This is a genomic window from Azoarcus sp. L1K30 (assembly GCF_018122735.1).
Taxonomy (GTDB): Bacteria; Pseudomonadota; Gammaproteobacteria; order Burkholderiales; family Rhodocyclaceae; genus Parazoarcus.
The window spans coordinates 3,779,412-3,793,346 of sequence record NZ_JAGRRD010000001.1; the positions used below are offsets into that span (position 1 = coordinate 3,779,412).

Below are 13,935 nucleotides of genomic sequence, written 5' to 3' on the forward strand. Positions count from 1 at the left end.
AGAGATTACTTATGAAACTCATGACATTCATTTCCAGCGGCGCCCAGCACATCGGATTGGTCGAAGACGGCCACGTGGTGGACCTCAATGCGTTCGACGCTTCGCTGCCCGGCAGCATTCGCTCGGCGCTTGAAGCAGGTGTCGATCTGGTGGCGCTCGCAGCCAAGGCCCGGCAATCAGATGCAGAACGCTTGCCGCTGGAGTCGCTTGAACTGGCAACGCTCATCCCGGAGCCGGGCAAGATCGTTTGTCTGGGGCTGAACTATTTCGATCACGCGAAGGAAAGCGGGCGTGAGAAGCCTGATTACCCCTGGCTCTTTTTCCGCGGCAAGAGTTCGCTGATGGGCCATGGCCAGCCGGGCATCGTGCCCAAGGTGTCGGATCGATTCGACTACGAGGCCGAGCTTGCTGTGGTGATCGGTCGCACGGTGCCGCGCCATGTGTCGCAGGCAGATGCGCTGCAGTATGTCTTTGGCTACACCTGTTTCAACGACATGTCGGTGCGCGACTATCAGAAGCGCACGCCGCAATGGACGATCGGCAAGAACTTCGATGCGACAGGCGCGCTGGGGCCCGTTCTGGTCACCGCCGACGAATTGCCGGAGGGGGCCAAGTCCCTTCGCATCCAGGCCCGTCTTAACGGCGCTGTCATGCAGGACGCCGACACCAGCGACATGATCTGGTCCGTGGCGGAAACCATTGCACTGCTGTCCGATTGCATGACCCTGGAGCCGGGGGATGTCATCGCGATGGGCACCCCTGCAGGTGTGGGCCAGTCGCGCACACCGCCGGTCTGGATGAAAGCCGGTGATGTGATCGAGATCGAAATCGAGCGCATTGGTCTGTTGGTCAACCCCATCCACGCCGAGGTGGCTTGACATGTCCGATCGCATCTACGACGTTGCCATTGTTGGTTTCGGCCCGTCGGGGGCGGTGGCGGCCACATTGTTGGGGCAGGCGGGGCTGGATGTCTGGGTGGCCGATCGCTTATCCGAGGTCTATGAGATTCCCCGAGCCATTGCGCTGGACCACGAAATCATGCGGGTGTTCCAGCAGATGGGGGTGGTGCAGGCCATCGAACGGTATCTTGAGCCCTTCACTCCGTCGGAGTATTACGGCGTGGATGGGCAGCTGATTCGGCGCATGACCATGGTGGAGCCGCCGTATCCGCAGGGCTACACCCCATCGTTGGTCTTCACTCAGCCGCCGGTGGAGCGGGCCTTGCGCGCCCGCGTCTCGCAGCTGCCCAATGTGCATGTGGCCTTGTCAACCGAGGTGCAGTCCGTTGAGCAGGACGACAACGGTGTGAGTCTGCACATCAAGCAGGCGGATGGACAAACGGGCCAGGTTCGCGCTCGCTGGGCACTGGCATGCGACGGTGGCGCCAGTGGCGTTCGTGGTCAGCTGGGCGTCGGGCTGCAAGACCTGGACTTCGACGAGCCTTGGCTGGTGGTGGACGTCCTGGTGAACGCCAAAGGGCTTGAGAAACTTCCCAAGACCAGCGTCCAGTTCTGCGAACCCGAGCGCCCTTGCACCTACGTGATCGGTCCCGGGAATCATCGACGCTGGGAGATATCGCTCAAGCCAGGTGAAGACCCCAAAGAGGCCGCGACGCAGGCACGCACTTGGGCGTTGCTCTCGCGCTGGTTGACTCCCGAGGACGGTGAGATCTGGAGGCAGTCGAGCTACCGGTTTCATGCCCTGGTCGCCGAGAAATGGCGTGTGGGGAGGGTTTTCCTCGCGGGTGACGCCGCGCACATGCAGCCACCGTTCCTGGGGCAAGGCATGTGTCAGGGCATCCGGGACGTGGCCAACCTTTGCTGGAAGCTTGTGGCAGTGCTGGGTGACCAGTTGCCGACCGCGGCGGTCGATACGCTGCTGAACAGTTACGGCGATGAGCGTGGTGCGCATGTGCGCGAACTGACCACGCGGATCAAGGCTGTGGGTGCAGTCATTTGCGAACGCGATGAGAACAAGGCCCGCGACCGCGATGCCCGCCTGCTCGCTGAATGCGGTGGTGTTGTGAAGGATACGCCGCGCCAGGACGTAATGCCGGCCTTGAGCGCCGGGTTGGTCAGGATGTCACCAGGTTGTGGCGCGCTGTTCCCGCAGCCATGGCTGCTGGTGAATGACCAGCGCATGCGCATGGACGAACTGCTGGGCAACGGTTGGCGACTGGTCATGATCGGGGCGACGGAAGTGGTGCCGCCTGTCTCGCTGACCGAGAAGCTGAAGCTCTGCGTCGCGGCCTTTGGCCCCGCTCATTTGCAGGAGGCCGACGGTGTCGTCCAGGCCTGGTTCGCTCGTCACGGTGTCACCGCCGCGGTGGTTCGGCCGGACAACTATGTCTACGGCACCGCGAGCGGAGCTGAAGGCACACTCGAGCTGCTGAAAGCCCTGGCCAAGGCGCTGTCGATCTGAGGCGGATGAACATGGGCACGACCTACACCCTCTACTTTTCGCCCGGTGCCTGTTCGCGCGTCGCGATGACGGCGCTTGAGGCGGCGAACGCTGTCTACGACGCGCGCCTCGTGCGACTGGCAGAGGGTGAGCAACTGCGTGAGCCATTTCGCAGCCAGAACCCGAAGGGCAAGGTGCCGGTGTTGGTGACGGCAGACGGTGTGCTCACCGAACTGCCCGCCATTGCGCAATACCTGCACGCCAGATTCCCCGATGCCGGGCTGCTGAGCGATGGCTCCGCGATGGATCGGGCCACATCTCTGGCCTGGATGGCCTGGTGTGCTTCGACTTTGCATCCTGCGCTCTACCGCATCCGCATGTCGCATCGGATTCATCCGGATGCCGCGCAGCATGGTCCGATTCGGCAGGCCGCCGCGGCGGAGCTGACGGACCAGTTGCAGGTGGCGTGCCTGCCCTTGAGCAAGGGCGACTGGTTGATGGGGCAGCAATGGTGCCTCGCAGATGCCTACCTGTACTGGGTGATCGAGCGCGCCCTGGCGTCAAACGCCAATGTGGTGCTTGATCCCGTCATACAGGCCTGGCGCGAACGCTGCGCGGAGTGGCCCGCCTGGACGCGAGCGATACAGCGAGAAGCCTGAGAGCTTCAAGGCAAATACAAGAAATGGAGACACCAATAATGAATACGATAGCAAGATCCTGCAGGCGTTATTCGCCTTGGGCTCTGGTGCTGCTGTCCTGGATGCAGGTTGCCACCGCGGCGCCGGTAGTGCCGGCCCTGATTCGCCCTGCACTGATGGTTAAGGTGCCCGAGAAGTCGGCATTGATGGGCGTCACGCGCGCTGGCAACAGACTGGTAGCGGTGGGCGAACGCGGTGTGATCGTCTATTCCGACGACCAGGGTAAGCGCTGGACGCAGGGGAAGGTGCCCACCAGCGTCGGCCTCACCGCTGTGCAGTTTGTGGACGCGCAAACGGGCTGGGCCGTCGGTCACGGCGGCACAGTGTTGCTCTCCCGCGATGGCGGTGCCACCTGGGCGGTGCAACTCGATGGTCATCGAGCCGCCAAGCTGGCGCTCGATGCCGCCCAAGCCTCAGGAAAGGACGAGGCCATCGCCGAAGCCGAGCGCTTGGTTGCGGACGGCGCCGACAAGCCTTTCTTCGACCTCCACTTCAGCGATGCCAGAAATGGACTGGTGGTGGGAGCCTACAACCTTGTCCTTCGCACAGCCGACGGCGGGCAAACCTGGACCAGCCTGTCGCATCAGTTGCCCAATCCTCGCGCCCTGCACGTCTACAAGGTCTGCGTTCGCGGCCAGGAGGTATTGATGGCGGGCGAGCAAGGTCTGGTAATGCACTCATCGGATGCGGGTGCCTCATTCCGGTCGGTCGAGTTGCCCTATGAAGGCAGCTACTTCACCGCAGAGTTGCCAGGACCGGGTGAGATGATCGTGGCAGGCATGCGAGGCAACGCCTTCATCAGCCGAGATGCCGGAACCACCTGGGAGGCACTGGCGGTGAAAGGCGGTGCGGCATCCAGCTTTCAGGCGTCACACGTCGATCAACGCGGTCGTACCTGGTTGGCCAACCAGGCGGGGGGGTTATTCCGTCTCGATGGCGATCAGCTGCTGCCCGTGGGCAAGAATCTGCCCCCCGTGACGGGCTTGCTCGTGCTCCAGGATGAGCTCGCGCTGACCCTTTCCATGACAGGTGCGCGCGTCTTGCCCCTGAACGTTGCTGGAGGTAAGCCGTGATGCACACTGGAAGCACAATTCACCCGGTGGCGCCCCAAGGCGCCGAGGTGTTCGACCCGCGTACGGGCTCCTGGGTCGAGCGCCTGCTGTTCAACAACCGTTTGCTGATCGTCGCGCTGTGCTCACTGATCACCGTGGTGCTGGGATGGCAGGCGACCAAACTGTCCCTGAATGCCAGTTTCGAAAAGACCATTCCGTCCCAGCACGCCTACATCCAGAACTTCCTGGAGAACAAGAGTGAGTTGACCGGATTGGGCAACGCCGTGCGCATTGCGGTGAGCAACGGCAATTCCAGCATTTATGACAAGCAGTACCTCGAGACGCTCAAGGAAATCAACGACGAAGTGTTCTTGCTTCCGGGCGTGGACCGTTCGTTCATGCGTTCGCTCTGGACACCGGGCACTCGCTGGGTGGGGGTGACCGAGGAAGGCATGGAGGGTGGTCCGGTCATCCCCAACAAGTACGACGGCAGTGCGGAAAGTTTGCGACAGGTGGCGACGAACGTGGCCCGTTCGGGGATCGTTGGCCAGCTGGTCGCTCGTGACGGCACGTCTTCGGTGATCTATGTTCCCTTGCTGGACAAGACAGCCGATGGTGCTGCCATTGACTACGCCGCATTCTCGGCGGCAATCGAAGATATCCGGGTCCGCTACGAAGCTAAGGGCGTGACCATTCACGTCACCGGATTCGCCAAGATCATGGGTGACCTGATCGACGGTGTGCGCGCGGTCCTGGGCTTCTTCGCGCTGGCGGTCGCGATTGCAACAGCCATCGTGTTTGGCTACACCCGCTGTGTTCGGTCAACGGCGCTGGTGGTTACGGCATCGCTCGTGGCCGTCGTATGGCAGCTGGGTCTGTTGCCCACACTGGGCTTTGCGCTTGACCCTTATTCGATCCTGGTACCATTTCTGGTGTTTGCGATTGGCATGAGCCATGGTGCCCAGAAGATGAACGGCATCATGCAGGACGTCGGGCGCGGCCTGGACAAGCTGGTGGCGGCACGCTTCACCTTCCGTCGTCTGTTCCTGGCGGGGCTGACCGCCTTGCTGGCCGATGCGGTCGGTTTTGCGGTTCTGCTGGTCATCGACATTCAGGTCATCCGCGAACTGGCGATCGCCGCCTCCATCGGCGTTGGCGTGCTGATCTTCACCAATCTGATTCTGCTGCCCATCCTGCTGAGCTACACCGGGGTCAGTGCTGCCGCCGCCGAGCGCAGCCTGCGCTCTGAGCGCGCAGACGCTGCCGGGGGCGAGAAGCAGGCGCTGTGGGCCTGGCTGGATCGTTTTACCGGAAAAGCCTGGGCACGCGGCGCGGTGATCTCTGCGCTGATCATTGGGGTGCTGGGATTCGCTGCGAGCCTGCAGCTCAAGATCGGTGACCTGGATGCCGGCGCACCGGAGCTGCGCCCTGACAGCCGCTACAACCGGGACGTGGGCTACATGAACGCATCCTACGGCGCTTCCAGCGACGTCATGGCCATCATGGTCAAGACACCCGAGAGCCAATGTGCTGACTACGAAACCTTGAACAAGGTAGATGTTCTGGAGTGGGAGCTGCGCCAGATCGAAGGCGTGGAGACGACCAACACGCTTTCCCTGCTCAACCGGCGCATGCTGTCGGGGCTGAACGAGGCCAACCCGAAGTGGTACGAGCTTCTTCCCAACCAGGAGATGCTCAACTCCATCACCGGGGGGGCGCCGCGCGGTCTGTACAACGCCAACTGCTCGTTGTTGACGATGTTCGTGTACTTGGCCGACCACAAGGCCGACACACTGAGTCGCGTGGTCCACCATGTCGAGGCGTTCGCTCGCGATAACGACACGGCCGACGTCAAATTCCTCCTGGCGGCTGGCTCCGCTGGCATCGAGGCGGCCACCAACATCGTGGTCAAGGACGCCTGGCGCCAGATGCTGGTGCTGGTCTATAGCGCGGTCACGCTGCTGTGCTTCATCACCTTCCGCTCCTGGCGGGCGGTGGTGGTGGCCGTGTTGCCGCTGATGCTCACTTCCTTGCTGGCAGAGGCATTGATGGTGGCCCTTGGCATGGGCGTGAAGGTGGCCACGCTGCCGGTGATTGCACTGGGCGTGGGCATCGGCGTGGACTACGCCCTGTACATCCTGAGTGTCACCCTGGCGCAGATGCGCGCCGGTGTGAGCCTGTCGCAGTCTTACTACCGTGCCTTGCTGTTCACCGGCAAGGTGGTGATGCTGACTGGCATCACGCTGGCCATTGGCGTGATCACCTGGGTCGCGAGTCCGATCAAGTTCCAGGCCGACATGGGCGTGCTGCTGGCCTTCATGTTCATCTGGAACATGCTGGGCGCGCTGATCCTGCTGCCCGCGCTGGCGCATTTCCTCCTGAAGCCACGTAACCCGGCGATGGTCGCTGTGAATCCCCGCTCTATGGCGGCGTCACCCTCTCTTTCGGTCTGAGGTTCAACCATGCTCTACAAGCACTTTGCAGTACCCGTCGACGGTTCTCCGCTGTCGTCGTCAACGGTTGAGCAAGCGGTCGACCTGGCCAACGCCTGTCAGGCTCGCATCACCTTCATTCATGCCAAACCCGATTTCGCTGCCAGTGGGGACGGTGCACTGCTCCACGCCATGACGCCCGATGCGTTTGCAGAAATATCCGCCGGCGGTGCGCGCGCCATCGTGGCCAAGGCCCAGGCGGCTGCCCGCGCAGCAGGTGTCGCTTCCGAAGCCGTCATCGTGACGCACGACCGTCCGCACGAGGCCATCCTTGCTTGTGCTCAAGAAAATGATTGTGACCTGATCGTGATCGCGTCGCGCGGACAAGGGACCATTGGGCGTCTCCTGGGTCAGTCGGTGACTGAACGTGTCGTGCACGGCAGTGTGCTGCCGGTGTTGATCACCACCGTTCTGCGAAATCGCCCGCTGAACGACGAAGCCCGGGCCGTGGCGGTGATCCGGGACGAGCACCGCTCGCTGGCTGCGGTCATTTATGCCGTGCAGTCCGCGCTCGAGCATCCGCCGATGGACCGGCCGCTGACAGCGCTGCTGGGGGCAATGCTGGACTACATCGAGGCCTTTCCCGAGCGCAGTCACCATCCGAAGGAGGATGCCTACCTCTTCCGCGCACTGCAACGGCGCACCTCCGCCGTGGACGAGGTCCTTCGAGCGTTGGAAGGTCAACATGCCCGAGGTCCCGAGGACATTGCCCAGCTGCGGATGAGCCTGCTCGACTGGACGCAGGGCAAGGACTCAGCCCGTGAGGCCTTCGCTCATCTGTTTGATGAATTCGCTCAGGCCCAGTGGGCGCACATGTCGCTGGAAGAGCGGCTGGTGCTGCCGGCCGCCAGCCAGTACCTGACTGAGCAGGATTGGGCGGAGATCGTTGCTGCATTCGAGGGCAATGGCGATCCCCGATTCCATGAAGACCGATCGTTCGATGCCATGTTCACCCGTTTGCTGAACCTGTCGGTCGGTTTGCCCGTTGGCGACGGGGCCGGTGTGCAGTTTGAAGGCCATTGATTTTTTCAGGAGACTTCCATGAACCACGTATTTACCAATGTGAGTATCTTCGACGGATCGGGCTCCCCACCTTTCCCCGGCGAACTCCGTGTAGAGGGCAACCGCATCACCGAGGTTGTTCGCAGCCCTGCTCAGGTGTCCAGGGACGCAGCTGTCGTGATCGATGGTGGCGCAGGCGTTCTGATGCCCGGTCTGGTGGAGGCGCACGCCCACCTGACGTGGCCGACATCGGTGGAAAAGTTTGTCCCGGGCATGTACCTGCCCCCGGAAGAGCTGGCCCTGACTGCGGCGCGAAACGCCCGCATCCTGCTGGACCACGGGTTCACCAGCGCCTACTCTGCCGGCTCCCTGAGCAAGAAGCTCGAAATTTCGCTGAACGAACACCTCGTCTCGGGCGGTCTCCCGGGGCCTCGGTTGATCCCATCTTCGGTTGAGCGCGAGCCGCCCAACGAAACGGCGCTGGATCCCGGCCATGTGGCCGAACATGCCCGTGGTGCCGAGGGCATGCGGGAGTTCGTCAAGGAGTGCGCCGAGATCGGTGCCAAGGCGGTCAAGTTCCTGATTTCGGGCGAAAGCGCGCTCAAGCCCGGTGCATCGCTTGAACTGCTCTACTCCGAGGATGAACTCATGGCCGCAGGCGAACAGGCGCGGCTGTCGGGGGTGTGGCTGACCGGCCACGCACACGCTGCACAGGCGGTGAAGCTGGGCGTGAAAGCAGGCTTCCGCGTTCTTTACCACTGTACCTATGCAGACGACGAGGCCATCGAGATGCTCGCGTCGCACAAGGACGAGATCTTTGTGGCGCCAACGATCGGGATCGTTCAGGCCACGCTCGACGCCAGCCCGCCTCCGCATTTCGACATGAGCAACATGAAGGCGGACGCGGCCATCGTGCTCGAACGCCAGAAGGCACTGGTGCCCAAACTGCGTGCTCGCGGGGTCAAGTTGTTGCCGGGCGGCGACTATGGCTTTCCGTTCAATCCCAACGGGCGCAATGCGTGGGATCTGGAGCTTTGGGTGCGTCATCTCGGCTACAGCCCGGCCGAAGCGTTGCACGCAGCTACGGCGCTGGGCGGCGAGTTGATGGGCATGGGTCATGAGCTTGGCCAGTTGCGCAGCGGCTTCCTGGCCGACTTGCTGCTCGTGGCTGGGGATCCCACCGAGGATGTCCGCGTCCTGCAGGACAAACGCAACCTCAAGGCCATCATGAAGGATGGGGCCTTTCACAAGACGCCGGGAGCCGCGTCGTGAACACGGCGAACGAGGCGCTGTGGGCGCGCTTGCGCGAGATCGGCAACGATCTGCCCGCCCTCGCAGCGCTGTACGAGCCGGTGCTGCAGCAGCAGTCGCACGAGGGTGTGACGCGTCATGCCGATGTGGCTTATGGGGCGCATGAACGGTACCGCCTGGACGTCTACGTTCCCGAAGGTACGGCACCCGCCGGGGGGTGGCCTGTGGTGGTCTTCTTCCATGGTGGTGGCTTCATCCGTGGCAACAAGGAACACCGCGCGAACATTGGCTGGTTCCTGGCGCAGCAGGGTTTCGTGACCGTGTTGCCCAACTACCGATTGGCGCCCACCTTCCGCTGGCCCAGCGGGCCAGAAGACGTGGTCGCGGTCTGGCGTTGGGTTCAGGAGGCTGTGAGCGCTTATGCCGGTGATGCGGACCGACTGGTGCTGGCTGGGGAATCCGCGGGCGCCGCACATGTGGCCTCGGCGGTGCTGCGTCGCGAATTCCAGCCGGCCGACTGGTCCATCCGTGCGGCGGTGCTGCTGTCCGGGCCCTACAACCCGCGCCTGGAGAGCATGGCGAGGCCGCAGTTCGGCATTGCCACGCCCGACCCTCGCAACGACGCCTACTTTGGAACGGACCCGGCGGTCCTGGCGCAAGCCAGCGTAGTGAACCACGTTTCGGCCCCACCGTTTCCACTGCTGCTCGGGGTTACCGAGCAGGACCTGCCGCACATGCGGGTGGCGGCCGGTGAGCTGTTCGCACGCCTGGTGGCCGAACATGGGTTCTCACCAGACCTGTTGGCCGTCCCTTACCACAACCACTTTTCTGCTGGCTACAGCATTGGGACCTCGGACACCTCGTTGAGTCGGCCACTGATCGACTTTTTGAGCAAGCACACCGCAGTTCAACCGTCAGATTGAGCGGAGTTTTTCCGCTTGCCATTCTCAATGGCAATTTTTCAGCAGCCCATAACTAGGAGACAATGATGAAAAAAATGCCCAGAAACCAGAAGGCATCGAATCGTGCGCCATCTGTATTGCGCCCCACTGCCATTGCGGTGTGCCTGTTTGCAGGTCACGCCCAGGCTTTTCAGATCGAGACGGACAACCCGGATCTGGAGATGAGCTGGAACAACACGGTCAAGTACAGTGCGGCGTACCGACTGGACGAACAGCTGCCAGTGTTGCTTACCAACCGTAACCAGGACGACGGCAATCGGAACTTCGACAAGGGCCTGATCCAGAACCGACTTGACCTGTTCTCGGAGTTCGACGCCAAGTACAAGAACTTCGGTCTGCGTGTCAGCGCTGCGGCCTGGAGAGACAGCGTGTACTTGGGGCGCAACGACCATCCGGGGCCGACTTCCAACCGTCCGCTTTCGGCGCCCCGCAACAGCTTCTCCAACGCGGTGAAGGAGGACCTTGGACAGGATGCCGAGTTGCTGGACGCATTCGTCTACGGTCAGTTTGACATTGACGGCAAGCCACTCACCGCGCGTTTGGGCCGCCACGCCCTGGTGTGGGGCGAAAGCCTGTTCTTTGCGGCCAACTCGATCGCGGCGGGGATGAATCCTACCGACGTGATCAAGGCCCGTTCCGTGCCCGGCTCGACCACCAAGGAAATCCTTCGCCCGGTAGGCAAGCTTTCCCTGGACGCGCAGCTGACCGATACGCTGTCTCTGGCAGCCTACGTGCCCTATGAATGGGAAAGATCCAAGGTGCCGTGGGCCGGTTCCTACTTTTCTGCGGGCGAAAACCTGGCTCCTGAAGGAGAGTTGTCGTACCGTGGCCCGAGCACTTTCACGATCAATGAGATGCAAGAGCCCAAGAGCAGTGGGCAGGGTGGCTTGAGTCTGCGTTGGCGGTCCGACGATCTCGACACCGACTTCGGCTTCCACGCCATTCGTTACCACTCCAACGGTCCGGTCAACTTTGCGTACATCGGCGTCCCTCCTTTTGTTGGAGGACGGTTGCAGTGGTACGCCCACGAAGGAGTCCAGGCATATGCGGTGAGCGCGGCGAAGACGATCGGCAACGTGAGCTGGGGTGCCGAGGCTTCGATTCGCCGCAATGCGCCACTGCCTAGCGATCCCAACACTTTCGCCACTCCGGGCCCGATCGGTTCGTCGAACCCGGCTTATGCAGTGGGTAAGACGGGGCATTTGCAATTGAACTGGATTGCCAACCTGGGCCCCACCTGGATCTCACAGGAGGCGTCATTTGTTGGTGAGGTGGCATGGAACCGGCTGTTGAGCGTGGATTACGGCGGGTCATTGTTGGCTCGACGTTCGACGCGTGACGCAACTGCGATTCGGCTGCAGTACACCCCCACCTACCGGCAGGTGCTGGATGGGCTAGACATCTCCGTCCCGATGGGCATTGGCTACACGATGGGTCGTTCGGCGGCGCTCGGGCCGGCTTTTGGCCCTGACAAGGGCGGCGACATGCGGGTCGGTCTGGCAGGCACCTACTTGAACAAGTGGCTGTTCACCCTGGACTACACTCGGTTCTACGGTAAGGCTGACCTGAACACCACGCCAATCAACGGTGTGGGGGCGCCAACCTTCTCTTATGCACAAGCCTTCAAGGATCGAAACTTCGTTTCCTTCTCGATTCGCACTACGTTCTGACCCCAAGTTCATCGCGGAGACCCACATGTTCAATTCACGCAAAGTACTCTTGGCGGCCATCCTGTCCGGCATGGTGCTGCCGGCTTTCGCGGCGGTAACGGCCGAAGAGGCGGCCAAGCTGCAATCGACGCTGACCCCCTTGGGGGCTGAAAAGGCGGGCAACAAGGCAGGCACCATCCCCGCCTGGACGGGCGGCTACAAAACGGCGATCCCGGGCGACAAGCCCGGTGGTCGACGCGGCGATCCATTCAAGGACGACAAGCCACTGTATTCGGTCACTGCCCAGAACCTCGACCAGCATGCGGACAAGTTGAGCGACGGGGTGAAGGCCCTGTTCAAGAAGTACCCCACAACCTATCGCATTGACGTCTACCCGACCCGGCGCACCGCCTGGGCGCCCGACTGGGTCTACGCCAACACTGCGAAGAATGCGGTCAATGGCAAGCTCAACGGTCACTCGCCAGAGGGCGTCTACGGGGGCATTCCATTCCCGATTCCCAAGAATGGCATCGAAGCCATGTGGAACCACAAGCTGAACTGGCGTGGTAGCTCATGGGAGGTGGATGTCGATCAGTACCAGATCACGGGTGAAGGCAAGGTCGTGCTCACCAACGATGTAAAGTTGCGCCAACGCATGCCTTACTACTTTCAGGACGAAAGCGGGGACAACTTCGACGGGTACTTCTGGGAGGTCAATCTGCAGAGCAAAGGGCCGCCTTTGCGGGCCGGCGAAAGCGTCGTGGGGCGTCAGAACCTCGACGAAGACAAGAGTGCGTCCTACGTGTATCTGGCCGGTCAGCGCCGGGTGCGCAAGCTGCCCAATGCCTGCTGCGATACGCCGACGGCCAACACGGCTGGTCTGATGACCTTCGACGAACTCAGCGTCTTCTCGGGCAAAACCTCCCTGTTCAACTGGAAGCTGGTGGGCAAGAAGGAAATGCTCATTCCCTACAACCAGAACCGCTTCCTGCAGGCCAAGGAGTCCGACATCATCACCGGCAACCACCTGAATCCGGACCACGTCCGTTGGGAACTGCATCGCGTGTGGGTGGTAGAGGCCGAGTTGGCTCCGGGTGAGCGCCACCAGGCCCCGAAGAGTGTGTACTACCTCGATGAAGACACCTGGCAGGCCATGTTGGGTGACCGCTGGGATGCCAACGGGCAGTTGTGGAAGACGCTGTGGGGTTTCAACTACGTGATGCCCGACATCGGCGGCGCGGTGCAGCAAACCTTCGGCTACTACGACCTGCTGTCCGGCACGGGCTATGTCGCCAACGTCATGAACGACAAACCCAGCCATCAGCGTGCCACTGAACGTTGGCCCACGGTGATCTTCACATCGAACGGTCTGACCTCGCAGGGGGGGCGCTGACATGAGCGGGCCGGGCGTGGCCCTCCGCGGTCGCGTGTTCTGGACCGGGGTGGTGGCATCGGTGGCCTGCAGTGTCTTGGCGGCCAGCGTGCTGGCGGCCAATCCTGCCCGCGTCACGGCCGGTCCGGCCTGTGTGCAAGGCGTCGGTCTGCCCGAGGGCTTTGCGCCCGGCAGCCTGGCCGGCATGGTGCAGATACCGGCGGGTCAGGTGCTGCTGGGTTCGTTCAACGGGTACCCCGACGAACAGCCCACAGGCCAGCCCATGCGCGTGTCGGCATTCTGGATGGACCGGTCCGAGGTGACCAACGCCCAGTTCGCCCGCTTCGTCGAAGCGACCGGCTATGTCACCGAAGCGGAACGTGAGGGCGCTGCCGCCGTGTTCCGACCGTTGCAACCCGGTCAGGTCCCCCGGCGTGATGGTGAATGGTGGCACTGGGTCAAGGGGGCCAACTGGCGACAGCCCGAAGGCCCCCAGAGCGTGCTGCGGGCACAACCCAACGAGCCCGTGGTCATGGTCACCTACCAGGACGCCATGGCCTACGCGCGCTGGCTGGGGCGCGACCTGCCGACAGAAGCCGAGTGGGAGTATGCCGCTGCGGGTGGCGGGGCGCCAGAACGGATCGACCGCGAACCGCGTGACGGCAAGGGCCGCCCGGTGGCGAACTATTGGCAAGGCGTCTTCCCCGACATCAACGTCAAGGAGGACGGCTATGCCGCACTCGCCCCCGTGGGGTGCTTTGACGCTAACGGATTCGGGCTGGTCGACATGATCGGCAATGTCTGGGAGCTCACGCGTGACCGCTACACCGGAGCCCACCAGGCACACGGCAACGGCGATATCCACCCTTCTTTGGCCGAGGCGGGAGCAGCGGTGCGCAAGGGGCAGCCTTTGGTGATCAAAGGGGGCTCGTTCCTGTGCGCGACCAACTATTGCCAACGATACCGGGCAGCCGCCCGCCATCCGCATGAGGCAGACATGGCGACTTCGCACGTCGGCTTCAGGACGGTGTTCCGGCCCTGACCTCCATCCCTTTAT

General features: G+C 62.6%; 11 protein-coding genes. All 11 read left to right on the top strand.

Annotated elements, in window-relative coordinates; all coding sequences use genetic code 11:
- Nucleotides 1-11: 11 nt before the first annotated feature.
- The 11 genes from J5J83_RS17350 (at nucleotide 12) to J5J83_RS17400 (ending at nucleotide 13,920) form a co-directional block, all read left to right on the top strand.
- The gene (locus J5J83_RS17350; protein WP_212351202.1) at nucleotides 12-878 is read left to right on the top strand and encodes a fumarylacetoacetate hydrolase family protein; all 867 of its coding nucleotides are present in this window, start codon (nucleotides 12-14) and stop codon (nucleotides 876-878) included.
- A gap of 1 nt (nucleotide 879) precedes the next feature.
- Nucleotides 880-2,421 carry a bifunctional 3-(3-hydroxy-phenyl)propionate/3-hydroxycinnamic acid hydroxylase gene (locus J5J83_RS17355; RefSeq protein ID WP_212351203.1) on the top strand — a complete coding sequence of 514 codons (1,542 nt, stop codon included), beginning with the start codon at nucleotides 880-882 and terminating at the stop codon, nucleotides 2,419-2,421.
- An 11-nt stretch (nucleotides 2,422-2,432) separates the two neighbouring features.
- Entirely contained in the window at nucleotides 2,433-3,059 is a 627-nt protein-coding gene (locus tag J5J83_RS17360) for a glutathione S-transferase family protein (protein ID WP_212351204.1), read from the top strand.
- 38 nt (nucleotides 3,060-3,097) lie between these two features.
- Nucleotides 3,098-4,171: a YCF48-related protein gene (locus J5J83_RS17365; protein WP_212351205.1), complete on the top strand. Its 1,074-nt coding sequence runs from the start codon at nucleotides 3,098-3,100 to the stop codon at nucleotides 4,169-4,171.
- On the top strand, nucleotides 4,171-6,603 hold the full coding sequence (locus tag J5J83_RS17370; RefSeq protein ID WP_212351206.1) for an MMPL family transporter: 2,433 nt from the start codon (nucleotides 4,171-4,173) through the stop codon (nucleotides 6,601-6,603). Before J5J83_RS17365 ends, J5J83_RS17370 begins: the two co-directional genes overlap by 1 nt.
- Before the next feature lie 9 nt (nucleotides 6,604-6,612).
- Nucleotides 6,613-7,665 (top strand): universal stress protein, encoded by a 1,053-nt coding sequence (locus J5J83_RS17375; RefSeq protein WP_212351207.1) that lies wholly within the window; start codon nucleotides 6,613-6,615, stop codon nucleotides 7,663-7,665.
- Between the two features lie 18 nt (nucleotides 7,666-7,683).
- Nucleotides 7,684-8,916 (top strand): amidohydrolase family protein, encoded by a 1,233-nt coding sequence (locus J5J83_RS17380; protein ID WP_212351208.1) that lies wholly within the window; start codon nucleotides 7,684-7,686, stop codon nucleotides 8,914-8,916.
- Nucleotides 8,913-9,818, top strand: coding sequence for an alpha/beta hydrolase (locus tag J5J83_RS17385; RefSeq protein WP_212351209.1), 906 nt, complete (start codon nucleotides 8,913-8,915; stop codon nucleotides 9,816-9,818). The genes J5J83_RS17380 and J5J83_RS17385 overlap by 4 nt, the downstream gene beginning before the upstream one ends.
- A gap of 65 nt (nucleotides 9,819-9,883) precedes the next feature.
- On the top strand, nucleotides 9,884-11,527 hold the full coding sequence (locus J5J83_RS17390) for a DUF1302 family protein (RefSeq protein ID WP_212351210.1): 1,644 nt from the start codon (nucleotides 9,884-9,886) through the stop codon (nucleotides 11,525-11,527).
- A gap of 25 nt (nucleotides 11,528-11,552) precedes the next feature.
- Nucleotides 11,553-12,899 (top strand): DUF1329 domain-containing protein, encoded by a 1,347-nt coding sequence (locus J5J83_RS17395; protein ID WP_212351211.1) that lies wholly within the window; start codon nucleotides 11,553-11,555, stop codon nucleotides 12,897-12,899.
- A gap of 16 nt (nucleotides 12,900-12,915) precedes the next feature.
- Nucleotides 12,916-13,920, top strand: coding sequence for a formylglycine-generating enzyme family protein (locus tag J5J83_RS17400; RefSeq protein ID WP_212351212.1), 1,005 nt, complete (start codon nucleotides 12,916-12,918; stop codon nucleotides 13,918-13,920).
- Nucleotides 13,921-13,935: the final 15 nt, after the last annotated feature.

Coding starts and splice junctions, on each gene's coding strand:
- J5J83_RS17380 (WP_212351208.1), top strand. CDS start 7,684: ATGAACCACGTATTTACCAATGTGAGTATCTTCGACGGATCGGGCTCC.
- J5J83_RS17370 (WP_212351206.1), top strand. CDS start 4,171: ATGCACACTGGAAGCACAATTCACCCGGTGGCGCCCCAAGGCGCCGAG.
- J5J83_RS17350 (WP_212351202.1), top strand. CDS start 12: ATGAAACTCATGACATTCATTTCCAGCGGCGCCCAGCACATCGGATTG.
- J5J83_RS17375 (WP_212351207.1), top strand. CDS start 6,613: ATGCTCTACAAGCACTTTGCAGTACCCGTCGACGGTTCTCCGCTGTCG.
- J5J83_RS17395 (WP_212351211.1), top strand. CDS start 11,553: ATGTTCAATTCACGCAAAGTACTCTTGGCGGCCATCCTGTCCGGCATG.
- J5J83_RS17355 (WP_212351203.1), top strand. CDS start 880: ATGTCCGATCGCATCTACGACGTTGCCATTGTTGGTTTCGGCCCGTCG.
- J5J83_RS17365 (WP_212351205.1), top strand. CDS start 3,098: ATGAATACGATAGCAAGATCCTGCAGGCGTTATTCGCCTTGGGCTCTG.
- J5J83_RS17390 (WP_212351210.1), top strand. CDS start 9,884: ATGAAAAAAATGCCCAGAAACCAGAAGGCATCGAATCGTGCGCCATCT.
- J5J83_RS17360 (WP_212351204.1), top strand. CDS start 2,433: ATGGGCACGACCTACACCCTCTACTTTTCGCCCGGTGCCTGTTCGCGC.